Source organism: Rahnella inusitata (genome assembly GCF_018288855.1).
GTDB lineage: Bacteria > Pseudomonadota > Gammaproteobacteria > Enterobacterales > Enterobacteriaceae > Rahnella > Rahnella inusitata.
In genome coordinates this window covers 41926-68580 of record NZ_CP065026.1, presented here as the reverse complement: position 1 = coordinate 68580, position 26655 = coordinate 41926, and the positions used below count along the sequence as shown (strand labels likewise).

Annotated in this window: 35 protein-coding genes, 1 pseudogene and 1 other annotated feature; of the genes and pseudogenes, 32 read left to right on the top strand and 4 right to left on the bottom strand. The window is 53.4% G+C overall.

The features are described 5' to 3' along the window. The first annotated feature begins 120 nt into the window (after positions 1–120). From I2123_RS24940 to I2123_RS24910, 7 genes and pseudogenes are all read left to right on the top strand, one after another. On the top strand, positions 121–861 hold the full coding sequence (locus I2123_RS24940) for an SDR family oxidoreductase (protein ID WP_069729916.1): 741 nt from the start codon (positions 121–123) through the stop codon (positions 859–861). Between the two features lie 121 nt (positions 862–982). Next, the gene (locus I2123_RS24935; RefSeq protein WP_048242214.1) at positions 983–1192 is read left to right on the top strand and encodes a DUF1471 domain-containing protein; all 210 of its coding nucleotides are present in this window, start codon (positions 983–985) and stop codon (positions 1190–1192) included. Between the two features lie 202 nt (positions 1193–1394). Then, positions 1395–1922 carry a recombinase family protein gene (locus tag I2123_RS24930; protein ID WP_069729917.1) on the top strand — a complete coding sequence of 176 codons (528 nt, stop codon included), beginning with the start codon at positions 1395–1397 and terminating at the stop codon, positions 1920–1922. 516 nt (positions 1923–2438) lie between these two features. Beyond that, positions 2439–2714, top strand: a complete 276-nt coding sequence (gene frmR / locus I2123_RS24925) for a formaldehyde-responsive transcriptional repressor FrmR (protein WP_069729918.1) — start codon at positions 2439–2441, stop codon at positions 2712–2714. A 30-nt stretch (positions 2715–2744) separates the two neighbouring features. Beyond that, the gene (frmA, locus tag I2123_RS24920; protein WP_213053042.1) at positions 2745–3854 is read left to right on the top strand and encodes an S-(hydroxymethyl)glutathione dehydrogenase; all 1110 of its coding nucleotides are present in this window, start codon (positions 2745–2747) and stop codon (positions 3852–3854) included. A 41-nt stretch (positions 3855–3895) separates the two neighbouring features. Further along, on the top strand, positions 3896–4294 hold the full coding sequence (locus I2123_RS24915) for a VOC family protein (RefSeq protein WP_069729919.1): 399 nt from the start codon (positions 3896–3898) through the stop codon (positions 4292–4294). A gap of 65 nt (positions 4295–4359) precedes the next feature. Continuing rightward, positions 4360–4744, top strand: a pseudogene (locus I2123_RS24910) (alpha/beta hydrolase-fold protein); the annotation flags it as partial. A gap of 41 nt (positions 4745–4785) precedes the next feature. Here I2123_RS24910 and I2123_RS24905 read toward each other — a convergent pair. Next, positions 4786–5996, bottom strand: a protein-coding gene (locus I2123_RS24905) for an IS3 family transposase (protein ID WP_420834365.1) whose coding sequence is annotated in 2 segments (ribosomal slippage) — positions 4786–5711 and positions 5711–5996 — 1212 coding nt in all. Because the reading frame shifts where the segments join, the coding sequence is not laid out codon by codon here. Next, positions 5602–5718 (bottom strand) — a sequence feature (AL1L pseudoknot). It overlaps the preceding gene by 117 nt. A gap of 63 nt (positions 5997–6059) precedes the next feature. Here I2123_RS24905 and I2123_RS24900 point away from each other — a divergent pair. Next, complete coding sequence (locus I2123_RS24900) at positions 6060–6407, top strand: GNAT family N-acetyltransferase (protein WP_213053057.1); 348 nt, start codon at positions 6060–6062, stop codon at positions 6405–6407. Positions 6408–6494: 87 nt separating this feature from the next. On the opposite strand, the gene I2123_RS24895 is transcribed toward I2123_RS24900, so the two are convergent. After that, the gene (locus I2123_RS24895; protein WP_213053040.1) at positions 6495–7733 is read right to left on the bottom strand and encodes an IS110 family RNA-guided transposase; all 1239 of its coding nucleotides are present in this window, start codon (positions 7731–7733) and stop codon (positions 6495–6497) included. Positions 7734–8061: 328 nt separating this feature from the next. Here I2123_RS24895 and I2123_RS24890 point away from each other — a divergent pair, with 328 nt between their 5' ends. From I2123_RS24890 to I2123_RS24850, 9 genes are all read left to right on the top strand, one after another. Then, positions 8062–8520, top strand: coding sequence for a plasmid SOS inhibition protein A (locus I2123_RS24890; RefSeq protein ID WP_213053056.1), 459 nt, complete (start codon positions 8062–8064; stop codon positions 8518–8520). Positions 8521–9149: 629 nt separating this feature from the next. Beyond that, complete coding sequence (locus tag I2123_RS24885; protein ID WP_213053039.1) at positions 9150–9500, top strand: hypothetical protein; 351 nt, start codon at positions 9150–9152, stop codon at positions 9498–9500. A gap of 50 nt (positions 9501–9550) precedes the next feature. After that, complete coding sequence (locus I2123_RS24880; protein ID WP_244879969.1) at positions 9551–9907, top strand: hypothetical protein; 357 nt, start codon at positions 9551–9553, stop codon at positions 9905–9907. Continuing rightward, the gene (locus I2123_RS24875) at positions 9904–10239 is read left to right on the top strand and encodes a hypothetical protein (RefSeq protein ID WP_420834364.1); all 336 of its coding nucleotides are present in this window, start codon (positions 9904–9906) and stop codon (positions 10237–10239) included. The genes I2123_RS24880 and I2123_RS24875 overlap by 4 nt, the downstream gene beginning before the upstream one ends. 50 nt (positions 10240–10289) lie before the next feature. Then, a complete protein-coding gene (locus I2123_RS24870) occupies positions 10290–10664 on the top strand; it encodes a hypothetical protein (protein WP_213053038.1) in 375 nt (124 codons plus the stop codon). Beyond that, complete coding sequence (locus I2123_RS24865) at positions 10661–11461, top strand: N-6 DNA methylase (protein ID WP_213053037.1); 801 nt, start codon at positions 10661–10663, stop codon at positions 11459–11461. The genes I2123_RS24870 and I2123_RS24865 overlap by 4 nt, the downstream gene beginning before the upstream one ends. A 691-nt stretch (positions 11462–12152) precedes the next feature. Continuing rightward, positions 12153–12524 (top strand): SurA N-terminal domain-containing protein, encoded by a 372-nt coding sequence (locus I2123_RS24860; protein WP_244879968.1) that lies wholly within the window; start codon positions 12153–12155, stop codon positions 12522–12524. Between the two features lie 92 nt (positions 12525–12616). Further along, positions 12617–13441, top strand: a complete 825-nt coding sequence (locus I2123_RS24855) for a DUF932 domain-containing protein (protein WP_213053036.1) — start codon at positions 12617–12619, stop codon at positions 13439–13441. 57 nt (positions 13442–13498) lie between these two features. Beyond that, the gene (locus I2123_RS24850; protein WP_213053035.1) at positions 13499–13789 is read left to right on the top strand and encodes a DUF5983 family protein; all 291 of its coding nucleotides are present in this window, start codon (positions 13499–13501) and stop codon (positions 13787–13789) included. 127 nt (positions 13790–13916) lie between these two features. Here I2123_RS24850 and I2123_RS24845 read toward each other — a convergent pair whose 3' ends face one another. Next, positions 13917–14459: a lytic transglycosylase domain-containing protein gene (locus tag I2123_RS24845; RefSeq protein WP_213053034.1), complete on the bottom strand. Its 543-nt coding sequence runs from the start codon at positions 14457–14459 to the stop codon at positions 13917–13919. Between the two features lie 804 nt (positions 14460–15263). On the opposite strand from I2123_RS24845, the gene I2123_RS24840 reads away from it, so the two are divergent. Beyond that, positions 15264–15653, top strand: coding sequence for a relaxosome protein TraM (locus tag I2123_RS24840; protein WP_213053052.1), 390 nt, complete (start codon positions 15264–15266; stop codon positions 15651–15653). Positions 15654–15696: 43 nt separating this feature from the next. Here the strand turns inward: I2123_RS24840 and I2123_RS24835 are convergent, their stop codons facing one another. Beyond that, the gene (locus I2123_RS24835) at positions 15697–16311 is read right to left on the bottom strand and encodes an Arc family DNA-binding protein (RefSeq protein WP_014695869.1); all 615 of its coding nucleotides are present in this window, start codon (positions 16309–16311) and stop codon (positions 15697–15699) included. 199 nt (positions 16312–16510) lie between these two features. Between I2123_RS24835 and I2123_RS24830 the strand changes: the two genes are divergently transcribed. The 14 genes from I2123_RS24830 to I2123_RS24765 all read left to right on the top strand — a co-directional run bounded on the left by I2123_RS24830 (position 16511) and on the right by I2123_RS24765 (position 26641). Continuing rightward, the gene (locus I2123_RS24830) at positions 16511–16936 is read left to right on the top strand and encodes a type IV conjugative transfer system pilin TraA (RefSeq protein WP_213053033.1); all 426 of its coding nucleotides are present in this window, start codon (positions 16511–16513) and stop codon (positions 16934–16936) included. 8 nt (positions 16937–16944) lie between these two features. Then, entirely contained in the window at positions 16945–17247 is a 303-nt protein-coding gene (gene traL / locus I2123_RS24825; RefSeq protein ID WP_037035618.1) for a type IV conjugative transfer system protein TraL, read from the top strand. Between the two features lie 51 nt (positions 17248–17298). Then, positions 17299–17898 (top strand): TraE/TraK family type IV conjugative transfer system protein, encoded by a 600-nt coding sequence (locus I2123_RS24820; protein ID WP_213053032.1) that lies wholly within the window; start codon positions 17299–17301, stop codon positions 17896–17898. A gap of 4 nt (positions 17899–17902) precedes the next feature. Beyond that, on the top strand, positions 17903–18634 hold the full coding sequence (gene traK / locus I2123_RS24815) for an F-type conjugal transfer protein TraK (RefSeq protein ID WP_213053031.1): 732 nt from the start codon (positions 17903–17905) through the stop codon (positions 18632–18634). Beyond that, positions 18631–20025 carry an F-type conjugal transfer pilus assembly protein TraB gene (gene traB, locus I2123_RS24810; protein WP_213053030.1) on the top strand — a complete coding sequence of 465 codons (1395 nt, stop codon included), beginning with the start codon at positions 18631–18633 and terminating at the stop codon, positions 20023–20025. Before traK ends, traB begins: the two co-directional genes overlap by 4 nt. 14 nt (positions 20026–20039) lie before the next feature. Next, the gene (gene rfaH / locus I2123_RS24805; protein WP_213053029.1) at positions 20040–20579 is read left to right on the top strand and encodes a transcription/translation regulatory transformer protein RfaH; all 540 of its coding nucleotides are present in this window, start codon (positions 20040–20042) and stop codon (positions 20577–20579) included. Between the two features lie 15 nt (positions 20580–20594). Beyond that, a complete protein-coding gene (locus I2123_RS24800) occupies positions 20595–20795 on the top strand; it encodes a hypothetical protein (RefSeq protein WP_244879967.1) in 201 nt (66 codons plus the stop codon). A 7-nt stretch (positions 20796–20802) separates the two neighbouring features. Next, complete coding sequence (locus tag I2123_RS24795) at positions 20803–21192, top strand: hypothetical protein (protein ID WP_213053027.1); 390 nt, start codon at positions 20803–20805, stop codon at positions 21190–21192. Continuing rightward, positions 21189–21863: an adenylosuccinate synthase gene (locus I2123_RS24790; RefSeq protein WP_213053026.1), complete on the top strand. Its 675-nt coding sequence runs from the start codon at positions 21189–21191 to the stop codon at positions 21861–21863. Before I2123_RS24795 ends, I2123_RS24790 begins: the two co-directional genes overlap by 4 nt. 116 nt (positions 21864–21979) lie before the next feature. Next, the gene (traV, locus tag I2123_RS24785) at positions 21980–22546 is read left to right on the top strand and encodes a type IV conjugative transfer system lipoprotein TraV (RefSeq protein ID WP_014695879.1); all 567 of its coding nucleotides are present in this window, start codon (positions 21980–21982) and stop codon (positions 22544–22546) included. Between the two features lie 109 nt (positions 22547–22655). Beyond that, positions 22656–25325, top strand: a complete 2670-nt coding sequence (gene traC / locus I2123_RS24780) for a type IV secretion system protein TraC (RefSeq protein WP_213053025.1) — start codon at positions 22656–22658, stop codon at positions 25323–25325. Beyond that, complete coding sequence (gene trbI / locus I2123_RS24775; RefSeq protein WP_213053024.1) at positions 25318–25752, top strand: type-F conjugative transfer system protein TrbI; 435 nt, start codon at positions 25318–25320, stop codon at positions 25750–25752. Before traC ends, trbI begins: the two co-directional genes overlap by 8 nt. Then, entirely contained in the window at positions 25749–26369 is a 621-nt protein-coding gene (gene traW / locus I2123_RS24770; protein WP_213053023.1) for a type-F conjugative transfer system protein TraW, read from the top strand. Before trbI ends, traW begins: the two co-directional genes overlap by 4 nt. Then, a complete protein-coding gene (locus I2123_RS24765) occupies positions 26366–26641 on the top strand; it encodes a hypothetical protein (protein ID WP_014695883.1) in 276 nt (91 codons plus the stop codon). The genes traW and I2123_RS24765 overlap by 4 nt, the downstream gene beginning before the upstream one ends. The last annotated feature ends 14 nt before the right edge of the window (positions 26642–26655 follow it).

Here is a 26655-nt window from a genome sequence, read left to right as displayed (position 1 = left end):
AGTTTCATGGTTCCATATTTAGGAATTCTGAAAAGTATTAATTTCCATTTATTATGCCACTTTGCGCTGCGATACTTAACCCCGTTCAGAAAGTAATCATTCATTTCAGAGGCTAATACGATGAATAATATCGATAAAAAGGTTGTCGTCATTACAGGTGCGAGCAGTGGACTGGGTGAAACTACAGCCCTGAACCTGGCAAAAAAAGGCGCTATTCTGGTGTTGTCTGCTCGCCGCAAGGAGCGTCTCGACCAGCTGGCTGCCCGGATTATTGCTGATGGTGGCCAGGCTATTGCTGTTGAAGCTGATGTGACGCGTAAAGCAGATGTCCAGAATATTATCGACAAAGCCATTGAAGCTTTTGGCCGTGTTGACGTGATGGTGAATAACGCGGGTCTGATGTCGATAGCTCCACTCAGTCTTGCCAAAACCGACGAGTGGGATCGCATGATTGATATCAACATCAAAGGCGTTCTTTATGGTATTGCGGCAGCCCTTCCTGTTTTTGAAAAGCAGCAATCCGGTCATTTCATTAATCTGGCGTCGGTTGCAGGTATCAAGGTATTCAGCCCTGGCGGCACGGTATATAGCGGGACCAAATTCGCGGTGAAGGCTATCTCTGAGGGTCTGCGTCATGAAGTGGGTGCGCATATTCGCACGACCACTATCAGTCCCGGAGCCATCGACAGTGAGCTGAAGCTGGGGAGTTCTGACCAGGATAGTTCAAACTTCGTCATCGACTTCTATAAACAAGCTATTCCTGCCGATTCGGTAGCAAGAGCGATTGCCTATGCCATCGAGCAACCTGCCGATGTTGATATCAACGAAATTGTTTTGCGCCCAACCAGTCAGGAATTCTAATTCCCCAAATCTGTAGCCACTCAGTGGTCATTTCCTGAATATTTATGTCATACCAGCCACTTCCGTGGATGAGCGGAAGTGGTCTGGTATGCATGTCATCATGATGTAACGAGTTTATTCCATGTTTTCAGCTAAACGTATTGTGTTAATTTCTGTTCTGGCTTTTATGAGCGCAAATGCCTTTGCTAAAACGGTCAGCGTGACTGATTCGACGCTTGAAGGTGCAGAGGCAAAAGTGGCTCAACAGGCAGTCAGTGAAAATGCATCCTATAAAATCGTCAGTGCCTTGTATAAAAACCGCGTATACATGACAGCAGAACTCAGCAATTAAATTCCTGGACAGAAGATCCCATGCAAAGGGATCTTCTGCTTCAAGAGCCACAACGCTTACCTTCCATAAAACGACCGTTTTTTGGACTCACTCCCGTCTCATTATTAAGTGACCTGCACCCGCGATGCAGGATTACACCATCTCATTCCAGTATTCATTTTCCATCTATACTCAAATCAGGTGACTTACTGGAATCGATACAATGCTGATTGGTTACGCGCGGGTTTCCACCGACGATCAACATCTCGATCTGCAACGTGATGCCCTGATGCTTGCAGGGTGCGAGCGCATTTTTGAAGATAAAGTCAGTGGTGCCCAGGCAGAACGCGAAGGACTGGCCAGACTGAACAATTCTCTCCGGCCCGGTGATACCGTCGTTATCTGGCGGCTGGACCGACTGGGGCGATCGCTGAAAAATCTGCTGCAATTGGTCGAAAGACTTGACGGATTGCAGGTGGGCTTACGCAGCCTTCAGGAAGATATTGATACCACGTCCAGTGGCGGCCGCCTGGTTTTCCATCTTTTTGGTGCACTGGCGGAGTTCGAGCGCAATCTGGTATGTGAACGCACCCAGGCTGGTCTATCGGCCGCCCGTATGCGGGGACGTCAGGGCGGACGACCAGCTCTGCTCAGTCCGACGAAAAAAGCATTGGCGCTGAAGTTACATCAGGAGCGCAACCCACGAGAGCCATCAATGCCAGACAGCAGCTCGAAGGATACGTCCAGGTAACCATCACTGAGCATGGTCACAGTCATGTCGCCCACTTTTTTGCGATTTATGGCCGGTGCCTGCCAGTTAAGTTGTGAAGTCATGTGTTACTCCGTTTCGATGATGTGATTACAGGGAGATTACCGGGATAATCGTACCGTGATTGATGAAAGAAACTGCTCAACATGGTACGTGAAACGCTCAAAGTGGAATGCCAAAGCACTGAGCGCTATTAGGGGTCAGTTTGGATATCGAAAATTATTGTACGTTAGGCTCATTTTTTGACCATCAATGATGAGCCAATATCTGCCGAAATTTAACAGAACCGCCTATGCCCCAAATTCCGTATCCGTAGATATCATTTTTGTAGTAACTTTCCTTCCGGCAGCATCACAACCAAAAACCATATAAATATATGATTTATATCGTAAATATAAATAATTGTGTTTATCCTTCTTTGTACTATAGTGGAGTATGTATTGACGTCAGTTATATACTCCACTATAGTATATAAAATCAAAAATGGTGAGGTAAATAATGCCCAGTACTCCTGAAGAGAAAAAAAAGGCCCTTACCCGTGTTCGCCGCATTCGGGGTCAGATTGATGCTCTGGAAAGAGCGCTGGAAAATGGTGCTGAATGCCGTTCCATTCTTCAGCAGATAGCTGCCGTTCGCGGAGCAGCTAACGGTCTTATGGCAGAGGTGCTCGAGAGCCACATACGGGAAACCTTTGACCAGAATGACAGCTACAGCCATGAAATCAGTAAATCCGTTGACGATACGATTGAACTGGTTCGCGCCTATCTTAAATAGCTAAGCCATCACATTGAGGATAATTTACATATGAAATCACGTGCTGCCGTTGCATTTGCACCAGGGAAGCCCCTGGAGATTGTTGAAATTGATGTTGCACCACCTAAAAAAGGCGAGGTGCTGATTAAAAATACCCACACCGGTGTCTGCCACACCGATGCCTTTACCCTCTCCGGGAACGATCCTGAGGGCGTTTTCCCGGTGGTTCTCGGCCACGAAGGGGCCGGTGTCGTCGTGGAGGTCGGTGAAGGCGTGACCAGCGTGAAGCCGGGAGACCATGTGATTCCGCTTTACACCGCCGAATGCGGGGAGTGTGAATTCTGTCAGTCCGGGAAAACGAACCTCTGTGTATCGGTTCGCGAAACTCAGGGAAAAGGACTGATGCCTGACGGAACCACCCGCTTTTCTTACAACGGCCAGCCTCTTTACCACTACATGGGATGCTCCACCTTCAGTGAGTATACGGTAGTGGCCGAGGTTTCTCTGGCAAAAATTAACCCGGAGGCAAACCATGAACACGTCTGCCTGCTGGGCTGTGGCGTGACTACCGGGATTGGCGCTGTTCACAACACAGCGAAAGTACAGCCTGGAGATTCTGTCGCTATTTTTGGTCTTGGCGCAATCGGTCTGGCTGCCGTTCAGGGGGCTCGCCAGGCAAAAGCAGGACGCATTATCGCTATCGACACCAACCCGGCCAAATTCGAACTTGCCCGTCAGTTCGGTGCAACCGACTGCATCAACCCGAACGACCATGACAAACCGATTAAAGATGTGCTGCTTGAAATCAACAAATGGGGCATTGACCACACTTTTGAATGTATCGGTAACGTCAACGTTATGCGTGCGGCGCTGGAAAGTGCTCACCGTGGCTGGGGCCAGTCCATTGTCATCGGCGTGGCCGGCGCCGGGCAGGAGATATCCACCCGTCCATTCCAGCTCGTTACCGGGCGCGTATGGAAAGGTTCTGCTTTCGGCGGAGTGAAAGGCCGTACGCAGCTTCCGGCCATGGTAGAAGATGCCATGAAGGGTGAAATTGAACTGGAGCCATTTGTTACCCACACGATGACGCTGGATGAAATCAATGATGCCTTCGATCTTATGCATGAAGGTAAATCAATCCGTACGGTAATCCGTTACTGATAGCGTCTCAACTGAGTCAAACCAACTGAAGGAAATGGATCATGGCAACACCTGTAATTTCAGGTAATGACGTTTTTTCCCACGTCTTCATCGGTGCATCCGATGTTGAAAAATCCGCTGCTTTTTACGATGCTGTCCTCGGTACGCTTGGCATCAATAACCTCGGCCCGTTTGGCAATGGCTGGGTACTTTATGGTCGCGAAAAGCCAGCCTTTATTATTGCACGTCCGGGCAACGGTGAAGCGCCATCGGCCAACGGCGTTACTGTCGGCTTTGCAGCTGCAAGTCCGGAAGAAGTTGATGCTTTCCACGCCGCGGGCCTTGCCGCCGGAGGGAAAGATGAAGGTCAGCCTGGCCCGCGCAGCCATCTCCCTGGAGCCTATGCAGCCTACCTGCGAGACCCTGCGGGTAACAAAATCACGGCTTATACGTTCATCTGACGTCCGGCTATGAATAGACCTCCCCTGACTCCCTGTCAGGGGAAATAACCATGAGACAGAGGCTGATGGAACTCATCGAGCAGCATGCCAGCGCTGGCGGCTGGCAAAACGTATACCGCCATAATTCACAAACACTTAATTGTGAGATGAATTTCGGTGTTTATCTTCCCCCCCAAAGCAGCAACAGAAAAACTGCCGGTGCTGTACTGGCTCTCGGGTCTGACCTGTACGGAGCAGAATTTCATCACCAAATCGGGTATGCAGCATTATGCCGCCAGGAACAACATCATCGTCGTTGTTCCTGATACCAGTCCCCGTGGAGAGCATGTCGCAGATGCTGACAGCTACGATCTGGGCCAGGGTGCCGGATTTTATCTGAACGCGACGGAACATCCGTGGAACATCCATTACAGGATGTATGACTATATTCTCCATGAGCTTCCGGATGTTGAACCGCTCCGGTTTTCCTGGAGAGTATTTTGCCTGAGTGATCAGGCTGCCACATCCCGGTCATTCAGCGAAGCGTAATAGGCTTTTTCTGCCTCCACTGGCGGGATATATCCGGTCCGTTCCATCAATCGGTGATTATTGTACCAGTCCACCCATTTCAGCGTAGCCAGCTCAACATCCTGTCGGGTTTTCCAGCTTTGCCTGTGGATCACCTCCGCTTTGTACAACCCGTTGATACTTTCTGCCATCGCATTGTCATATGAGTCGCCCGTGCTGCCTGTTGAAGCCAGCAGCTCCGCGTCCTGCAGCCGTTGCGTGTACGCCAGTGACACATATTGCGAACCTTTGTCGCTGTGATGGATGGTACCGCTCGGGCGTCTGGCCCACAGCGCCTGCTCCAGTGCATCCAGCACGAACGACGTTTCCATCGTGGATGAGACCCGCCAGCCCACGATAACACCGGCGAACACATCAATGATGAAGGCCACATATGCGAACCCCTGCCAGGTGCTGACGTAGGTAAAATCGGCCACCCAAAGACTATCGGGCCGTTCAGCCACGAACTGCCGGTTCACCCGATCCTGCGGTGTTTCGGCTTTGTTGCTGCGGGTGGTTCTGACACTTTTGCCGCGTGTCACCCCACGTAGCTGCAGGGCTTTCATCAGGCGCTCAATGGTGCAGCGGGCAACGCCGACACCTTCACGTTTTAGCTGTCGCCAGACCTTACGCACACCGTAAACGCTGTAGTTTTCTTCGTATACGCGCTGTATCTCAGGTATCAGCACGGCATCGCGTTTATCCCGACTACTGCGTCGTTCAGGACACTTCCGGCGTTGCTGATGCCAGTAGTACGTTGACGGAGCAATATCCAGCTCATGACAGACTGGCCCGACCCCGTGTTCACCGCTCAGATTTTCCAGAAGCGGCATTATTTTTTCCAGTGGCGGTCGAGCTCCGCCTGGGCAAAATACGCTGAAGCCTGAGGCAGAATATCATTGCTGCGGCGCAGCTCGCGGACTTCCCGCTCCAGTTCTTTCAGACGCTGGCGTTCGCTGGCAGTCAGCGCATTCTGCTCATCATCAACGGGCTCCTGCTGACGGATCCAGATACGCAATGTCTCGGGAGTGCAGCCGATCTTAGGGGCAATGGAGCAGATAGCGGCCCATTGTGAGTTGTAGGTATTCTGGTTTTCCAGAACCATACGAATAGCGCGTTGACGAACTTCAGGGGGAAATCGGTTATGTTTTGTCATCCTGGTTACCTCTCTCAAAGAGTGTAGTCTCCAGGATTACCGGGGCGGTTCAGGGCTAAAGAGATTGATCTGGCTACTGTCAATGTATCAATCGAAAACAGCCTTAATTTTGGCGTTTATCATGATAAAACCCAGATAGGTTTCGCGCGTTTGATAACAGATTACGCTACGTTCGCTTACCTTTGTGATGTTTATATTCTGGAGAAATATCAGGGAGAGGGGCTGGGAAGATGGGTGATGCAGTGTATTCATCATCATCCTGTCTTTGAGCAGCTTCGTAGAATTATGTTGTTTACAACGACAGCTCCCTGGCTCTATGAAAAATTTGGCTACGAACCTGTTAATCGGAAAAACTACGCATGGAGCATTACCCGGCCTGATATTTATAACCACGAAAAAAAACCTGACTAACCTGCGCTCATACTCATCTCCAGGCTGGCGTATTAGCTCCTGAGTTTGCATAGTCCGCTTCACGCCCTGAGACATTCGACAAGCTTTCTACAGCATTAGTAAAGGCGATTTTCGCGCTTCCAGTGCCAGCAAATATTTCGCTTCGTCATAACGGGTTCTGGTCTTCCAGCAGCGGTAAATAATCCTTATCCATTTGAATGCCAGAGCCCGGATCGCTGATTGATGAGATTTTCCTTTTTCTCGCATCCCCTGATAATACAGCTTGGCCCAGTATGATGAGTTAACCGTTTTGGCGGCCCATTCGACAAAGGTTTGCCTGACGAACTTGGCACACTGCCATCGCCAGTGAACCCAGGATTTCTGGCCACTTCGTTCAGTCACCGGTGCAATACCTGCGTAGTTTTGAATTTCCTCAGCGCTGTTGAAGCGGTCGCGGTTATCACCCAGTGCGGCAAGCATACGTGGGCCCATACACGGCCCCATGCCCGGTAGTGATTTGAACAACTCTGCATCCGGAAGCGTATCGAATAACGATTCGATTCGTTCGTCGTAGGTTCTGATAAGTTCACCTACAAGTTTGATTTGTGATGCAAGAGCTGTTGCCATTAGCGCGTTCGCCTCGATGACACTTTTATCAGTGGTCAAGGGAATCGCGTTGGCAATGCTTGTGACCCGCTGTTCTGTATACGCAACAGCGGGACCACCTCTTGCGTTCATAAAATGACGGACGGTATCACTCCGGGCACGTTTGAGCTGTTGCAGGCTTGGCCAGCGGATTATGAGCTCACAGAACAATGAACTGTCCCGATGCGAGAACCATTCCAGGGGGTGAGGATAATACTGCTTAAGCGTGTTAATGAGCCGATTAACAAAGCGGCGTTTGTCTTCTACCAGCAGCCTACGCTGCTCGACTAGTTGTAGAAGTAAACGGATATCAGCATTGTCGGATTCGATGGCTTTTATCTTTTGGGGATAGCGAAGCATCAGATCTAACGCCAACTCGGCATCCTGAGGATCATCCTTCGCACCACTTGGCCAGAAGGTCTGCCGATAGCGGGCCAATGATAACGCGTGTACAGGAAAGACAGTAATAAAGGGGTACTTCTGGAGAGCATATACTACCGGACCTTTCTTCAGTTCAAGGGCGATAGCGATCCTGCCTTTGACCTTCTGGTGCAACTCATTGAGCCAGGTATCAAGCGCTTCCGGCGTATGGTTAATCACATGGAATGTGCGCTCACCGTTTTTAAACTGAACGCAGACATCGTGCTTTTTATCCGCCCAGTCCAGACCAACATGAGCAGCAAACTGATCTATAGCAGTCATCACCAACTCCTTTTACCGGGGATTGGTATGCATTCCACGCCCTTCGAAAGAAATATAGTCAGCAGTTTATCTGCATGCCCTGAGTATTCGTTAGCGAACGTGGAGCACTTACTGGCTCGAAAGCAAAGCGGCAATCATCAAATCACATGATTCTGGCACAATATTCGTAACCAGTAAGCGCATACCCTGAATCACTTAAAAGTGTAACCCTCAGGGTTCGAATGACTATATATGGCACGATGCGGACAATGTGCAACATTATCTGCAGTGAGAGACCAGTGGAAGTTAGCGATTTTCCTGGCTGACGATCGATACTTTACTATCATAGCTGCGTATTCATCTACGGGGAGCAGGTCAGCACAGCCTGTTCCCTGAAGTTGAACGCAGAGAGCGGCAGCGGGGGGAACAGCGTGCCCGTCTGAAGGCTAACCGCAGGCAAAATGTTGAAGCAAAAGCAGGGGAACAGAAGCGGATACGCTATGAAACGCTGTTGGGGCAGGCTGAGATCGAGCTGGCATTTTGTACCCCGAGCACGGTAAGGCCGTGGTACGACAACTGGTCGCGCAGAGACTTGCTACTCCACGATTTAGGCGAACTGGTTTACGCGTGGTTTTCACGCTTTCCCAGTCTCGGGCATTTTGACCGGTACTTTCTGCGGTATGAACCGCTGTGGGTGGTGATGCTGGAAGTAAACCGGCACGCTGACGAACAGAGTGAGTTTGAGGTCTACCTTGATCGCCTGATGCTGCCGAATCGTCTGTCTGACCTGGAGAGAAAAGAAAGATAAACCCGCAAGCTGCTGCGGCTGCGCCGCGGCGGCTTTGCTTTGCCTCCGGTCTGTTTCACCGGCTTCTCTCTTTCATTCCTTTCGTACGTTTCCTCTCCTGGCTTCCCCTGTTCTCCTTCATTTGCTTATTTCTTTGATTTTTCTCCCTGTCCATCGATGTCCGGCTTTTCTTTTCCACAACAAACCACAAAGGCTGGAACCTGTCCCCCTTCGGCTCATGACCAGCAGGCTGGTCAATCGTCGAGCCCGACTACGCTAACCGGCAAGCCGGTAAGCTCCGCGTAACCCCACAGGGGTTACGGCCTGACGGCTAGGGTCTGATGGTAAAAAGCCAGGTCAACCCCCGCAGCCGGCTGCGCCGCCGCACGGACACTGGCCGGTAAACCGGCCGCTAAGGACGCCGGCGCGTTCCCCGCCGTCGGGTGTGTGCATTCTGCCGGGTGCGGTTATCCATCTCGCGGCAAGCCCTTACGCGGAGGGCTGGGTGTAGCACCGCCACCCAGGTTAACGCAAGGGTGAAATGCACGCCTGCGGCGCCCTTGCGTTCCCCCGTGCGTCGTCGCTACTTCGCCCTTTGCCGCGAAAGAACTCACCGAGAGATGACATTTAACCTGAAGGGGACCTGAAGAATGCACACACAAAACGTCAAAACCGCCGCTCCTGAATCTTCCGAAAGATGGGTGAAAAACACGTCATTAATCGTTGCCGAACAAGGAGCCTTGTTGGATGAACTCTCCGGCCTCTACATCTATGAGGTCGCAACGGGCGAGGATGAAATGGTTGAAATTTTACGCCGCTATCTGGTTCCGCTGGCCTTGAATGTTGCTGAGACCACCGGTGCCGGTAAAGACGGTAAACCGTGCGTATTCTTCCCTGTCGCACAGTGCTGGATGCTGGCGAAACGTGTTGTAGAGAGTCGCTACAGCCTTCTGGGTCTTCGGGCGTGGGAGCGCGTTCGCGCGGAAACTTTTGGTCATTAGTGATACCGGAAGGCGGGATTTCCCCGCCTTCACTTAACAGGAGAAACACCATGTATACACCCGACATCATCACCGGCGACGCGGGTAAAAACCGGTTCGAATGGAGCGCAGGCGCGGAGGCCGCTTACTGGGAGGCGCGGGCAAAATCATATGTGACCGCGCCGGTGGAAATCGACCTGCACAGATATATGGACGTACTGGGGACGTTACCGCCGATGGACTGGCAGGGCGATCGGGACAGCGAATCATTCAAGTTTGCCGAAATGATGTGCGGCAGTGTGACGGACATTTACGCGAAAGTCGAAGGCCGGTATTTCCAGCTATGCGATGAATGCACCCTGAGCCATGCCGAAATTGTGGGACGTATTAAGGAGGTGTTAGGCAAAGAAACCGTAGTGCAGAAATGAAAAAAGCAGACTTTCGTCTGCCTTGTCATGCCGGTTTGTCCCGCAAAAGCCAGACCGGCTATCAATACTCGATTGGATTTCATGCCATGAATACTGAAGCACAGATAATTGCATCCCCCATGCCGTTTGTAAAGTCTGAGACGGCAAAAAAGCACCCGCGCATTGTGCGGGAACCGCTAAAAAGTCAGGACATCACCGTGCCGTTTAAGGCGCTGGGGCGTCACATCGCAAAATGTCAGCGCAAACGCCAGTCCGTAAGAGTGCCCGCCATGCGAGCCAGTGAACTCGGTCAGGTGCTGCGCACGCTGGAACTGAAACGGGCTTATGCCTGATGACCTTGCCGCCCTGCGGGGCGGCAATTCAATGATTTTTGGGGGGCAGGATGAGTAAACAACTGATGTTCAGAGCGGAAACGCTGAAGCCGGTCATGATGGATCTGAAAACGAACGGCGGCGCGTTGCTGCTGGTCGGTGAGGAAGGCATTTTTCTGACCGCTGAAAAACCGTCTTACGTGGGGGCAAAACGCACCATTGCCTATGCCGAAGGGTTTGATCTTGAGCATTGGGATGATATCGGGGAGCTGTTTGTCGCAATGGATGAAGCGACAGGCATTGAGGGGGCAATGTTGGAAGTTCTGAACGTTGAACCTGAGATGCTGGAACTGCTGACTAGCCGCGTTGCCGATCTGACGGTGAGCATTGATGGCGGTGAATTTTCCCTGAGGGAGGCGGTGTGTGAAACGGGCAAAACAGCATGAGCCAGTTATCTTTTGATTCGCTGTTTTCTCAGCCTGAAATGCCGGAGTCCAGCGCAGTTAAACCGGTTTTCGTGACAGCCGTACCGCACGCTGACGTGATTGCACCTTCCCGGCCTGTGCGCGACAGCGCCGTTTCGCCGCTGGATAATCACCGCAAAGATTTTGTGAAACTGTTTCGTGAAACGGCTCGCTATCACAACCGGTATCAGGTGTTCAGGGACTTTGTGACGATGGCCGCCGTGGCTCTGGAAAATGCCATTTTGCAGTGTGACGAGCTGGAAAATGAATATTTTCAGACGATAGCCGGTTACGAAAAAGACGATTTGAACCGCATGGCACGCTTACTGGCTCTGGTCACGGAAGGACTTGACGCCGGTATGTGTGATTTTCTGGGTTCCATTTTTATGGAGCTGGAGATCGGCAGCAAGGACATGGGGCAGTTTTTCACTCCGTTTTCCCTGAGCGAGCTGATCGCGGGGCTGGTCATGGGGCAGCGCGTGCAGGAGCTGGCGGATGGTGCGCCCTATGTTACGCTCGATGAGCCGACCTGCGGCGCAGGCGGTATGGTGATCGCCGCCGCTAAAGTGCTGCTTGACCGTGGCTATAACCCGCAGACGCAGCTGTTAGTGCAGTGCACCGATCTGGATCCGGTGGCGGCGCGTATGTGCTTTGTGCAGCTGTCCCTGTTGGGCATTCCCGCCTGTGTCAGGATAGGCAACTCGCTGAGCCAGAAAATCACCCGAGAAATGTACACGCCGTTTTGGTATCGCATTAAGGGCAGTTGCCGGACATTCTGAGGAGAGGGCAGGGAGCAATCCCTGCTTTTAGCCCGCCAAACACCCTCAGCAGTCAAACTGCTGCGGCTGCGCCGCGGCGGTCATGCTGCTTCTCCGGCCTGTTTCTCCGGTTTCTCTCTTTCATTACTTTCGTACGTTTCCTCTCCTGGCTTTCCCTGTTCTTCTTCTTTTTCTTCTTCCTCTGACTATTCCTTTGACCCTTTTCCCTGGTCATCTGTGTCCGGCTTTTCTTTTCCACAACAAATCACCAGGGCTGGAACCTGTCCCCCTTCGGCTCATGACCAGCAAGCTGGTCAATCGTCGAGCCCGACTACGCTAACCGGCAAGCCGGTAAGCTCCGCGTAACCCCTGTGGGGTTACGGCCTGACGGCTAGGGTCTGATGGTAAAAAACCAGGTCAACCCCCGCAGCCGGCTGCGCCGCCGCACGGACACTGGCCAGCGACGCTGGCCGCTAAGGTCGCCGGCGCGTTCCCCGCCGTCGGGTGTGTGCATTCTGCGTGTTCCGGTTTTCACATCTCACGGCCAGCTCTTACGCGGAGGGCTGGGTGTAGCACCGCCGCCCAGGTTAACGCAAGGGTGAAATGCACGCCTGCGGCGCCCTTGCGTTCCCCCATGCGTCGTCGCTACTTCGCCCTTTGCCGCGAAAGAACTCACCGAGAGATGACATTTAACCTGAAGGGGACCTGAAGAATGCACACACAAAACGTCAAGACCGCCGCTCCTGAATCTTCCGAAAGATGGGGGGCGAAAACCACGACGCTGCGCAGGGACGGTTTCATTACTGACATTTCGTCGTCTCATCCGTTTGATGTGATCCGCGCCGACGTGGTGATTTCCCGGCTGGAAATTTATGCAGGCAACACCTGCGGCCAGCATGCCGAAATTTACGAGTACACCCTGATTTCCAGCGCCGTCGCGCACCTGAAACGCCTGCCGGAAAAAGACCAGACGGTGTTTTTGCAGGCGGCGGAAAAGAAAGGCCTGACGCTCACGGACGAGGAAGTTGTCCGCACCGCAAACGCCTATTGCGACCTGCGCAATGAACTGTTTGAAGAGGAATAGCGTCTTTGTCGGGCGGTGAACGTCAGCTGCCCGGCGCGCTTTTCATGACTCACACCTGACCCAACAACATGATCAACATCGAGGATAATATTATGCGTTTAGCGTCTCGCTTTGGTGCCAAAAATCAGATCCGCCGTGACCGTCCGCTGACCAATGACGAGCTGGCCAGCGTCGTCCCGAGCGTGTTTTCAGAAGAAAAACACGGCTCCCGCAGTGACCGTTATACCTATATTCCGACCATTCAGCTGCTCGACAGCCTGCGCAAAGAAGGCTTTCAGCCGTTCTTTGCCTGTCAGACCCGCGTGCGGGATGAGGCCAGGAAAGGCCATACCAAACACATGCTGCGGCTGCGCCGCGAAAATCAAATCAACGGCTGCGAAGTGCCGGAAATTATCCTGCTCAATTCACACGACGGCAGCAGCAGTTATCAGATGTTGCCCGGCATTTTCCGCTTTGTTTGTTCGAACGGCATGGTGTGCGGTGAGGACTTTGGCGAGGTGCGTGTCCCCCACAAAGGCGACGTCACCGGGCAGGTTATTGAGGGGGCGTATGAGGTGCTCGGCATCTTTGACAAGGTCGATGAGCACATGAATATCATGAAAGACATGCCCCTCAACCGGGATGAACAAGACCTGTTTGCCCAGGCGGCGCTCATGTATCGCTACGGGGAAGACGATAAAAAAATCCCCGTTACCCCGGCGAGTGTATTAATGCCACGACGCAGAGAAGACTGCCAAAATGATTTGTGGGTGACCTTTCAGCGGGTGCAGGAAAATATGATTAAGGGCGGCTTAACCGGTCGCAACGAAAAAGGAAAACGCACCACGACGCGCGCGATTAACGGTATTGACGGCGACGTGAAATTAAACCGGGCGCTGTGGATGATTGCCGAGCAGTTTAAAAAAATGAAGGCGTAACATTTTGCATTTACATTAGGGAGAGTGTTCGCTCTCCCTGTGCATAAGGTCAACAGTATGGAAAAGATTCACGGCATGACATGCAGCACGGCACATATAACGCCGGGCGATGGGGAAATTTTATCGCAATACGTTAACGAAAAATTCCCCTGGGTATTTGACACCGGCTATGGCTATCTTTTAATGCTGCGTGAATACCGGTATCCGGTATTGAAATTAAAAGAAATGGGGATTTCAAAGCCCGTGAGGAAGTTGGTGTTTTGTATGCGCAAACAACATCAAATAGGGATGATCTGTTTTGACCCGGACGCTGATACTCTTGACGGGTACGAAGTTTTTGAATGGTAGCGGTTTATCTGTCCGGCGCAATCGAAAAGCGCCGGATATTTCCCATCATTACCCGATACTCCCCCCGAAGTATTTCCCTTCCCGTGCCATAAAATCAGAAAACGTATACGAATGCCTCACAATTCCATTATTGATTATTTTCTTTTGTGTCTGTATTTACGGATGCCGATGACCTGACCAGAAGCGGATTTTCGTCACGCTGGGCGGTTTGTTTATTTTGAATAATTTGTGTAGCCAGCAGGATGCGATATATATTTTTAATATCGGTTGAGTAGGCGCGTCGCTGCACGATGAGCTTCGGTGACGGACCGGTGTTATACATCCCGACGCTGTCCCAGTTTTTACCGTAAGCCCGGAAATTGTGCGCGAGTACCCAGGCGCCGGTGTAAATACACGTACAGGGTTCTTTCAGTAACCGTTCACGGGTAATATCAAATTTTCGCAGCGCCGCATAATGTGAACTGTTAACCTGCATGCCGCAGACATCTTCTGTTTTATTCCGGTTACGGTCATTAATGGCGTCCATTCTGAGCCGCGACTCTTTTATTGAAATTGCGGTCAGTAAAAGCGGATCAATACCGTAATCGCGTCCCGCCTTGTTAAAACACATTTCCGGGCTGGCCTGGGCAGAAAACACCGCCGCCAGCGTAAGCAGAGCATACCATTTCATTATTTTATATTCCCCAGGAATGCGCCGGATAAGCGCGGCGTGATTTCTGGCGAAAATACGCTTTCACCTTTCCCGATGCAAGATAATTAGTTACAGACGCGCACAGGGCGCTCTGCGAACGCCTTCTGATGTCACCACGGAATTAAATAAATCAACAGAATAGGGATATTTCACCAGGCCGCTTTTTCTTACAACTTACATCACACCCCACGCAAGATTTCATCTTGCAGTTTTGTTGTTGTAATTCATGGTGTTAACCGTGATTTTTAATGTAATTTTACAAGCATCCCGGAAAGTGTGTGCTAATTAGCACACTCTGCAGTGCTGAATGGTGTGTTAATGAGGTGCCGTATTGTGTGTGTTTACAGTGCCTGATGGTGTGTTAATTCGGCACTCTAACCAGCACCGTATGGTGTGATAATGGTGTGTTTTGTTAAATATCAATAAATTAAATAGTTCACAATGGTGTGTGGTGCTTAATCCACACACCCATTTTTTGGATTGGTGCCTAATTAACACACATCAAAATACCCGTCAGTGCTGGCAAATACGCCTAAAAATGGCGTGCAGTGCCTGATTCACACACATGAAATTCTTCCACAGCGCTGGATTAACACACCCCAACCAAAACGGACGATGTTAATTTGCAGTGCCGTATTGACACACACTGAGTTTCGGCAGAATAATCGCCACCAACAGAATAACACCTTTCGCTTTATCTCACCCATGCGGTTGCCTAATACCTCGGGAAATAACGCGAACATCACCGGCAATAAACCCCAGCCGGACACACAGGAAAAAGAGATGGCCAGACGCAATATTTATTTCAAAGAAAAAACCGAAAGGGAAGTGTTGGAGCTGGTGCAGATTGAGCTGCAAAACGGTGCCACGCACGGCGAGGTGAACTTTTCCTCCGTGGTCAATGAACTGGTTAACATCGGGCTGATGGTAAAAAAACACCAGGGAGAAGGAAATAGCTTTGACCAGGAAGGGTTTAACCGGGATTTAATGCGCAAAGTTTCCGGCAGCCGTGAAGGCATCAGCATTATGATGGCCATGATGTCAGAAATATATTTGCAGCTGCGCGGTGAGAGCGGGAATGAAAAACTGGAGGAACTGCTCGACAGAAACCTCTCCGGTATGAGCGCTGCCGAAGACAGGTCAGAGTCAAAACATTTTATTGCAGAAGAGTGAAGTTTATGCCGGGCTGGTTGCCCGGCATACCTTGTCAGGATAACTAAGATCCCAATTCGTTATTTTCCTTATTCGTTAACGGGTTCTCCGCCACCGCCACCTTAGACACAATGAATTCATCGAACAGCATCGCCAGCGAACGCAGTCGTTTTATTTCCTCATTTTCGGGCAACTGCTGCTCAGTGAAATAATTGAGTGACCCTAACAGGCGCTGAACGATTTCCTGATTCATACTGCGCTGATTAAACCGCGCGCTGATTTCCATGTCCTTTTTTAAATTCACCGGGAAACTGCTGCTGAAGCGGCGCATTTTACCGGCCACAAACTGCCGCTTATCATCCACCACCGTGGCTTCCTGGGCATATTTTTCCCGCAGCATATCCAGGTGCGCCTGAATAAACTCATCAAACAAACGGGCCAGGGCTAATAATCGCTCTCCCTCCTCGGTTTTAATAATGGGTTTTTTCGGGGTGAAATCCAGCGACTGAATCAACCGGCCCACCACCTCATCGTTCATGCTGACCCCGCGAACGCGGGCGGCAATGCGCAACTCCAGCAGCAGATTTTCAGGCGCCCAGAGTACGCGGTAACGCACTTCGCCCATCGTATATTTTCTCGGACGGCCGCGCCGTTCGTATATCTTCTCTTTTACTTTCATATTTTTGTGCCTGATTGAAATAACACAGGAAATGAGAGTGTGAGCCTACTACCGGTGAATGATAAGAAATATCTTAGAAACTGAAAAAACTGTGATATGTGTCACAGTTTTTTTTTTTTTGACTCAATGTAAGATGGGCGGGCGTTACGTCTGTTTACGCACGCTGACATTTTTATTTCTCAAATCGAGGTTTTTTATAATGAAATCAGTGATGAACGATTCCGGTATGACGGAAAGGGTAGCGGTAGCTTTGCCTGAAGGGGGACATAATCTCCAGAAAGGGGGTATCGGCAACCTCCCATTTTACTTTAGTGCTTTTTATTCTCACCGTATTAAACCCGTTATTTCGCAGTCTCCCGCCGCCCGGCGAAATCTTATTTTCTTTGCGCTGGCCCTCGCGGTTGTTATTTCCCCTCACCTGGTTCACGCAACGGATTTAATGGCCACGCAAAAAGCGGATGCCAATGATACTTTTGGTCACGGCTCGACGGTGGAGTGGGTGTTATACGTGGCGGAAATTATCGTGTCGGTGACCGGTTTTATTAAAACCCGTAACCCGATGGTATTCGCCGGCCTTATTATGCTCATCCTTATCACCCGCGCTTTCTTCGCCCTCATCAATTAATTCCTCCTATGGACCAGGACTCGTTGAAATATCGATTCCCGGAAACTCTCAATCAGCAAAAACGCGTTGCCGGACTGCCACCCGAAGAAGCCTTTGTGCTTTTAGCCTGTGGGGTGACGGGGTTCTTCTGCGACATTTTTATCGTGATGCTGTGCGTGGGTGCCGTTCTGTGGCTGCTTATCCGACACCTTAAAAAAGGCCAGGGCTCATGGTGGCTCTTAAACCTTCTTTACTGGTATCTGCCAACGGTGCTTTTCCGGGTGCAATTCAGGCGGGTGCCTGATTCAGGCAACCGTCACTGGATGCAGTAACGTGTGCGCCACTTTCGGGTGGCGCCTTTTCCCTGCCCGAAGGAAGAAACGATGAAGTATCAAGTGAAAGAAACGCGAAACCGGGTGACGATGCTGGCTCTGGCGTCACTCGGTTCGCTCCTTGCTCTGAGCCTGGTGGGTACCTGCATCACCGGCGCAATGGCCTGGCATTTTGCGACCACGCAAAAAACCATCACCACCCCGATGTTATTTGACCGGTCATTCACCTCCGATGCGTCGCAAGGGGATGCCAACCTGAACAACATGCTGGTGCGCTCGTTTGTTAACTTACGCCTGAGCGTGACGCCTGACACCGTTGACAGTCAGCACGCCGCCCTGTTGCGCTGGGTACCGCCCGAAGCCCGCTCTGAGCTGAAAAAAGCGCTGGCCGTCGAGGCGGATTACATCAAGAAGAACGGCATTTCCACGGTGTTTCGCATCGAGGATGAGGCGTTCGACCCCGCGACCGGTGACATCATCGTCAGCGGCACGCTCTCTGCCAGCACCTCTAACGGCAGCCTGAAGTTAGACATCCCCGATGTGCATAAAGCCTACCGGCTCAACGTGAAATATGTGGACGGCATCATCCGTCTGACCGCCTTCCCCGAAGTGCAGCCCCCTCAACCCGTGTCAAAACAGCATCAGGGATAACCGCATGAAAGCACGACTTCTTGCCGCGTTCGTCGCCGGCCTCTGCCTCACACCGGCGGCGATGGCCGACGTCAGCGGCCCGGCGGGCACCGTATTTGAAAACGATGCGCACCTGAAAGCGCAGCTGAGCAATACCAGCCCGAACAAAATTGTCATTGAGGGTGAGCTTATCACCCGCGTCACCGGCCCCGACGGGGCCTTTACCCAGGAGAACACCGAAGACGGGGCGCTGCTTATCACCCCGCTGACCGGTCAGAACTTCACGCTCTTTCTGGAAACGGCCAGCGGCATCGGCGCCTCTCTGGACGTGACGCCAAAACCGGGCAGCGGACATACGCTGCACCTTATTCCCGCCTCAGTACCGCTGAAGGCCAACCCGGATGCAAAAGCCTGGGAGGAAAGCCAGCCGTGGGGGAAAACGCTGGTGAGCGTGGCCCGCACGGTGGTGAACGGCGGCGTACCTGACAGCTATATCGAAGCCAAAGCGGCGCGCGGACCTGCCTACAATCCGATGCCGGGCGTCCTGCTGACACCTGAACGCCAGCTGGTCGGCTCGCACCTGCTGGTCATGCGCTATCGCATGAAAAACACCGGCTACATCACGCGCCCGCTGTCAGAAAAACAGTTCTGGCAGAAGGGTGTCCGTGCCGTGATGTTGTCCACCCATAACCTTTACGCCGGCGGTGAAGGGTACGTGTGGGTTATCTTCTCCACGGCAACGGAGGGCGGGGTATGAGCAACATCAACACCACGACCCGCCGCAAGCAGTGGGTCATGACCGGCGTGTGTGTCGCGGTGGCCCTCGGCGTCGGGGGCGGGATATGGGCTTATGCTCACCATCAGTCAGCGCTGAAGAACCCGACCAAACCCAAAGCTGTCGATATGACTGGCGGCGTTGTCACCAGCTCCTTTACCGACAACCTGGCCACGGCGGCACTGGCTCAGCAGCAAAACAAAACCTCGGCGCTGGAAAGCAGCGTGAACCAGCTTAAAACCGACCAGCAGCAGCAAAATGAAGCCCTCAAGCAACAGCTTTCTAAAATCATGGACGCCATGAGTAAGTTGCAAAGTCAGCCGCCTTCTGCGCCTGTGACCAGCGCACCGTCAACCGGGCCAGCCAGCGGCCCCGGCGCAGGCACAACAGGCCCGGTCGCCACCGGCCCGGCCAGCCCCGCGCAGTGGAACGTCACCGACCCGAACCGTGGGCCGGGGGGCGGGCAGGGCAGTCAGTTTTATCCGGGACAAGGTCAGGGCGCGGGCTTTTACCCCGGCACCGGCTCGGGCCATCTGGGGGGCATGACCAGTAAAACCTTCAGCTATACCTCACTGCAGGCTAAGAAAACCAAACTGCCGTGGATACCGTCCGGCTCCTTCTCGGAAGCCGTAATGATTGAGGGGGCGGATGCCAACGCCAGCGTGACCGGTCAGCAAAACACATCTCCCGTGGTCATCACCTTGATTGGCGATGTTTCCATGCCTAACGGTAAAACCTACAACATGGACCAGTGCCGCGTCACCGGCGAAATCTGGGGGGACATCTCCAGCGAACGCGGTGAGGTCAGAACCAAAAACATCAGCTGCATCCTGAAAAACGGCAAGCATATCGACATGCCGTTTGACGGACACGTGGCCTATCAGGGCAAGCAGGGTATTCGCGGCAAGCCGGTGATGCGTAACGGTCAGATCATCGGCTACGCCGGTATGGCAGGGCTGCTCTCTGGCTTCGGGGAAGGCATCAAGTCAGCCGCCACGCCGTCAGTCGGACTGGGTGCCACTGCGTCAGTGGGTGCCGGCGACGTGTTTAAGCAGGGGATTGGCGGCGGTGCCAGCAAGGCGGCTGACACGCTCAGCCAGTACTGGATAAAACGGGCTGAGCAGTATCACCCGGTGATTGATATCGGCGCGGGCAACAGCGTGACCGTGGTCTTCCAGCAGGGCTTCCGTCTGGAAACCATTGAAGACATTGAAGCGGATAAAGACAAAAAAGGTGACGCGCAAAATAACGTGCAGCAGGTGGCCGGTAATGCCTCCGCGCAGGTGAATAACGTCACCCGCGCCGCCGTCCTCAATCCTGATGAAGTGTTGCGTCAGGCGAGCCAGCTGAAGCTGGGCGATACCATTAACTGACAGGGGGAAGGGATATGGAACACTGGTACGTTGCACAGACGCAGTATGCACAGGAAAAACGCGCACAACAGCATTTGGACAATCAGGGGGTGACATGTTTCCTGCCGCTTTATACGGCACAAGTCATCACCCCCATGTTACTCGGCAGCCCGCTGATTAAAACGGTGTCACCTCAGGCACTTTTCCCCGGTTACATCTTCGTGCGTTTTGATCCGGAGGTTATTCACACCACCACCATCAAAAGCACAAGGGGGGTGTCGTCCTTAATCAGTTTTGGCGGCATGCCATCAGTGGTGCCCGATGAGGTAGTGGAGCGGCTGAAAACCCATGACTGCCTGTCACCTGCACCGACGATGCCGGTGCACGGTGACCGGGTGGAGGTTCTCAGCGGGGTGTTTGAAGGGCTGGAAGCCGTTTGGGACGAACCCAACGGAGCCAGGCGAGCCATGCTGATGCTGACGCTGATGAATCAGGTTGTACGGGTGCCGGTCAGCGGGCGTCGGGCACCGGAAACGCTGCGTGTCCGGGTGTTGGGGCGGGGAGCAGCGGCATAAAAAGGGGGGAACGTGGTGAAAAATCGGGAACAACGTATCCGGCTCGGCGCATTAAAAGTGCGTTACCGCCAGGCCTGGAAGCGCAAAGCGTCATCCTGTGAGTTGTCGGCCCTGCTCAGTGACATTGAAAAGCTTGAGCACGGCCAGTCTGATGCTGACGCCGGGAACGCGACGCAGCCAGCCAGTGGGCCGGAAGCCTGCCCTTCGGAATATTGAGGAGAACATGATGATGCTGAGTAAACACAACCGGTGGCCCTTTGCCATTCTTGCCCTGGCGTTTATCGCCTATTTTGGCGGCTGGGCCGCTATCAATCAGTTCGCGCATATACGGGCAGAATGGAACATATGGCGGTGCACGCTGCTTTTGGGGGGTATTTATCTTGTCAGTGTTTTCTTCGCCGCCAGACGAAAATCTTTCAACGGGAAAATCATTCTGACTGCACTCGGGTTCCCCCTCGTGTTGGGCCTGTTGGTTTTTACCTTTTGGATCATCGTGGCCTGGCGTCTCCCCGTATTAAACGCTGACGATATCAACGCACTCTTTTTGATAGAAGCCTGCTGCGTGTTAACGGGGGGAGTGATGGCAAAGTTATACGAGGTTTATGGCGTATGAACCATGACGAATTGAACGCGATTGCGGCGAAGTGGTGTAAGCGTCCTGCGAGCGGTAACGGCCCCGGCTGTCAGGTGGCATTAACGGAGGTGGGCGGGCTATACGGTGGCGAGCGCGCAGATGTCTTTGCGTACCGGTGGGGGTTTGACGGCGGTTCGGTGGTGGTGGAGTCCAAGGTCAGCCGCTCTGATTTTCTGGCTGACCGGGCAAAACCCCACCGCAGTGGCGAGATAACGGGCATGGGCACTTACCGGTATTACATTTGTCCGGAAGGTTTAATCGGCCTTGATGATCTTCCCGACCGTTGGGGACTGCTGTGGGTGAACACACGCGGACATGTCAGGGTGAAGGCCGGTCATATTTGTGGCTGTCTCGCATGCGGGTATCTGGGTCACCAGTTGTCGCCGTTCTGGCAACATCCGGCAGACCTGCGTTTTGAACTGGATATGCTGGCTTATGCATTGGCGAATTTTGCTGATCCAGAAGGCGCTAAAAAGGTCGTCCGAAAAGCGGTCAGGGAAAAGTCGCGGCTAGCCAGCGAGTGTGACCATTTGCGTCAAAACCTGAAGAAAACGGAAACAGAAGCATATACGCTCCGCCGCCTGGTGCAACGATATGAAGAAATGTTCGGCCCTCTGCCCGCAAATCCCGCATATGTATTATCCCGTTAACCTAAGAATCGCGCACCCGTAATTCAGAACACAGAAAGTCCCCCCACTGCACTGCCTACCATTCACTCATTTTTTCTTTCACAAAAGGCGGCATCGCCGCATCCGGAGTAAACACCATGTTCAAAGTCCTTCCTGCCGTGCTGCTGTGCGGCATGCTGACCGGCTGCGCCGGTATGAATTCCGATTTCGACTGTAACAAGACAGCCACTGATCAATGCTTGTCCATGTCAGACGCCAGTCACCTGGCCGCCAAAGGCAAAAGCCTGGACGACCTGACGGCGGAGGCGCAAACCGTCCCAAAGCCTGCCGCTGAGTCACTGGCTTCCACAACAAACATCAAACCCAACGTGTCGCCTGACCGTCCCATCAGCGTCGCCGGTCTGGCCCCCCGGCCGATAGCCGGCACGCCAGTATCCAATAACGACGCCATGCTGCGGGCATCAACCATTCCGGTCGCAGGCAGTAACACCCGATCTCTCTCGGCAATCCGCCCCATCACGCCGGCTGACTATGCCGGTCCGGGACAGGTGGACGCCCGTCGTATTCCCGATGCCACGCAGCGTCTGTGGATCGCCCCCTGGGTGGATGAGCAAGACAGCTTTCATCAGCCCGCCGTGGTCGAGTTCGTGAAGAACAAATCCCGCTGGGATGCCGATTTTCGCGTGATCAGTGAAGGGGAATGAGGCCAATGAAGCGGACCTTAATGCCCGAATTTATTGACGCGCAGCCCGTGCCTGCGTCATCCCCGCATCCTCTTTGTTATCCAGAACGCATTGAAAAAATGGGGGCGTCATGAGCGATTCCTGGTTAGACCAGCTGGCTAACATTATTGCCGGTAGTAAAGATGAAGGCGGGGCAAAGACGGCGGCCGACATGTTGCAGCAAAGCCTGAGCTATCCGTCCATCACCAGCCTGTTGCCCTACCGAATGTATGATGAAAAAACCGAACTGTTTATCAACAGCCGCTCCATCGGCTTCATCATGGAAGTGGCTCCGCTGGCCGGGGCCAATCAGCAGGTTGTGCAGGCGCTCGATGACCTGTTGCGCAAAAAAATGCCCCGCAAAACGCCGGTGACCGTGCTGATGGTGGCCAGTAAGTGCGTGGGTGAGATGCTCGACAATGGTCTCAGCAAGGACATGTGGAAAGGCAGCATGGCGAAACCGCTTAATGCCATCACCAAAGCCTACTGGGAGCGGGCGGCCCTGAAGGGACTCAGTAATGACCGGGAATACCCGCTTTATCTGCGTAACTACCGCGTGTTTCTGGTGTATGCCCGCTCAGGGCGAGGCGGTATCCGGGCGATGGACGCCGTTGTGCAACTGCGGGAGACGCTGCGCGTCTCACTGATGGCGGCCCATATGGAAACCCGCCGCGTTGGTGCCCCGGAATTTCTGTCGATCATGCGGGAACAGCTTAACTACCGGCCGGGACAGGTGACCCGCAGTCCCGATCACTGGAACACCGACCAGGAACTGCACCGCCAGTGCGTCGATCACAGTACCGAAATGGAAGTGCGTCCGGGCTATCTGCGGCTTACCACCGCGCGTCAGCCGGAGGACCGAATCCTCGGAGACAGCCGCGATACCGCCGTCGCCAGCACCCGTATTGTGAATATGCAACTGACTAAAGCCCCGGCGAGGTTTGCGCTCTGGCAGGCGTCAGACAATCTGCAGAACATGCGTTTTCCCGATCTGGGTATTCCCTGTCCGTTCATCCTCAGCTGGACGGTCTCCGTGGAAGATCAGGTAAAAAGCCAGAACGACGCGTTTCGTAAAGAGCAGGACCTGGGTAAGAAAGCCGGCACGTCCTACGCCAAACTGTTCCCCGGCACCCAGCGGGCGTATGAGGAATGGCGAGACCTGCGGCAGGGGCTGGCCAGTAACGAAATTGCCATGTGCAATTTCTCGCTGAACCTGACCCTGTTCACGCCGGATGATGCCAGCGAACAACAGTCGTGTGAACTGGCGGCCATCAACGTCTTTCGCAAAAATGACCTGGAAATCTCCGCCCCGCGCTTTCAGCAGTTGCGAAACTGGATCAGCTCCTTCCCCTTCATGATGCAGGAGGGGCTGTGGGAAGACATGGTGGTGATGGGTTCGACGCTGCGCTGTAAAAGCTTTAACGCCGTCAACCTGATGCCGGTGGTGGCTGAGCGGCAAATGTCACCGATAGGCAGCCCGTTGCCGACCTACCGCAACCAGCTGGCATTTTTCGATATGTTCAGCGAAACCAGTGGCAGCACCAACTACAACATTGCGGTGACGGGGACCACCGGCGCGGGCAAAAGCTTCTTTATTCAGGAAATCCTGCGACAGGTGCTGAACTCCCACGGCTTCGCCTGGGTTATCGACATGGGGGCGAGCTACAAAAACTTCTGTAAACAAGCCGGCGGGAAATACCTGGACGGTGCCACCCTGCGCTTTAATCCCTTTGCTAACGTGGTGGACATTAAAGAGTCGGCAGAAGGCATCACTGGCCTGCTGACCGTACTGGCCAGCCCTAACGAGCCGCTGGATAAGGTCAGCGAAACCATTCTGCTCAAAGGCGTGGTTGCGGCCTGGGAAGCGAAAGCCAACAAAGCCCGTATTGATGACGTGGTGGCGTACATGATTTCGCAAGAAGTCACGACCACTTACGAATCCCAGCCGACCATCCGTGACCGTATTAACGAGCTGGTTCTGCTGCTCGACCGCTGGTGTACCTGGGGGGCGAACGGAGAATACTTCAACTCCGACAATCCGACGCTCGATGGCGAAACACGCTTTGCCGTGCTGGAACTGCTGAGCCTGGAAAATCAGCCACACCTGCTGTCCGCCATCCTGTATTCGCTCATTCTGGCCATACAGGAAAAAATGTACCACTCGCCGCGTGACCTGAAAAAAGTGGCCATTATCGACGAAGCCTGGCGTCTGTTCAGCGGCTCTAACCCGCATGCCGCACGCTTTATCGAAACCGGCTACCGGACGGTGCGTCGCCACCGTGGGGCCTTCATCACCATCACGCAGGGGATTAAGGACTTCACCGGTACCAAAGACCAGGCCGCACCGCCGGCGGCGGCCGCAGCCTGGGATTGTAGCGGGACGAAGGTGACGCTGTTGCAGGATGCCAAAGCCTTTAAAACCTACCTCAATGCCAACCCTGACCAATTTACCGAGCTGGAAACGCAGGTCATTCGCGGCTTCCAGCCGGCGAAAGAAACGGGCTTCAGTTCGGTGATGATTTCGACCGGGGAAAACAGTTCCTTCCATCGCGTTTTCGTCGATCCGGTCACGCGGGCGATGTTCAGTACGCGCGGGCAGGATTTCCAGTACATGAGCGAGGCGCAGGATGCGGGGGCCACCAGTGAAGAGGCGGCCTACCTGCTGGCCTGTGAACCCGACATGTATCAGGACGAGATCCGCGAGCTGGAAATTTGGGCAGGGTTGAGTGTGAAAGAAACCGAGGAAATCAACCGTGAATGAAACCGATATCGACGCGCAAAACGTCAGGCAGGGCATCAGCATCACACCGGCCAGTAAGGCCGGTTTTTTCAACAAGAAATTCGTGCGGGCTGGGGCGGTGGCACTGTTGCTGACACTGCTGCTGGTCACTGTGTGTGCAGGTATCAGTGCACTGGTCGCTCAACAATTTCAGCGCCGGACGGTGGTCTTTGACATGAAGGGCACTATCGATCTGTTTATGCAGCAGTCGGCTAAAAAGCAGCTGGATGAGAACAGCGCACGGGTGTTGACCACCCGGTTTGATCAGGCGCTTAAAGCCAGCCTGAATGACTGGCAGCAGGCGCACGGTGACCTGATCCTGGTGCCGCCGGCGGTGGTGATGCCCGTACTGGACATCACGCCTCAGATCCAGGCGGACATTGCCCACCGCATGCAGGAGGCACCATGACATCTCGGTGGGTTATCTGCCTGCTGGCAGGCTTATTCAGCCTGTCAGCAGGGGCAAAGGATCTCGGCACTATTGGTCATTTGTTTCCGATAGCCGAGCCTGACTTGCTGGATTTTATCGGTCAGCGCCTGCAGGGCATCAAAGACAGCGGTGAGATGGACAGGATCCAGCGCGAAGCCGAAGCCAGGGTGAAAGCCCACGCCGTTCGCCCCGAACCGGTGGCGGGCCTGACCCCGGCGAAAGCTGACCGAACGCTGCACTATGACCCGACGTTTACCGTGCGTGAAACTATCCGCGATATGCGCGGTAACGTGATCGCCCGTGCCGGTGACCAGGTCAATCCGCTGGATAAAGTGCCGTTTAGCGAAACCCTGTACTTCATTGACGGCGACAACCCCGCGCAGATGAAGTGGGTGAAACAGCAGCTGGCCGGGCAGGTTAATTTCAAAGTCATTCTGGTGAACGGCAATATCCGGGACAGCAGCAATGCGCTGGATGAACCGGTGTACTTCGACCAGTACGGCACCCTGACAACAAAATTTGGCTTTGAGCATACGCCGGTACGTATCAGCCGCGACGACAGGACGCTCAAGGTCGAGGAGGTGGCACTGAAATGAATCACTGCGTTAAAGACAATCACGACGCGGATAACATAAAACGCTTTGCCACCACCGTGCGGCTGGGCGACACCGATAAAAACGGCCTGCGGGCCATGACCGAAGAACACCCGCTTTACACCGAATCGGTGGTTATCCGCGCGGCTCTGCAGACGCTGCTGGCTCTGAGTGCCGAGCTTCGCACCTCGCTCATCCTGGCGTCACTGAATGAGCACGATATTCGCACAGTGCTTCAGCGTCACGGGCCGCTGTCTAAAGAAAGGAGTGTGTAAATGGAAAGTCCAAC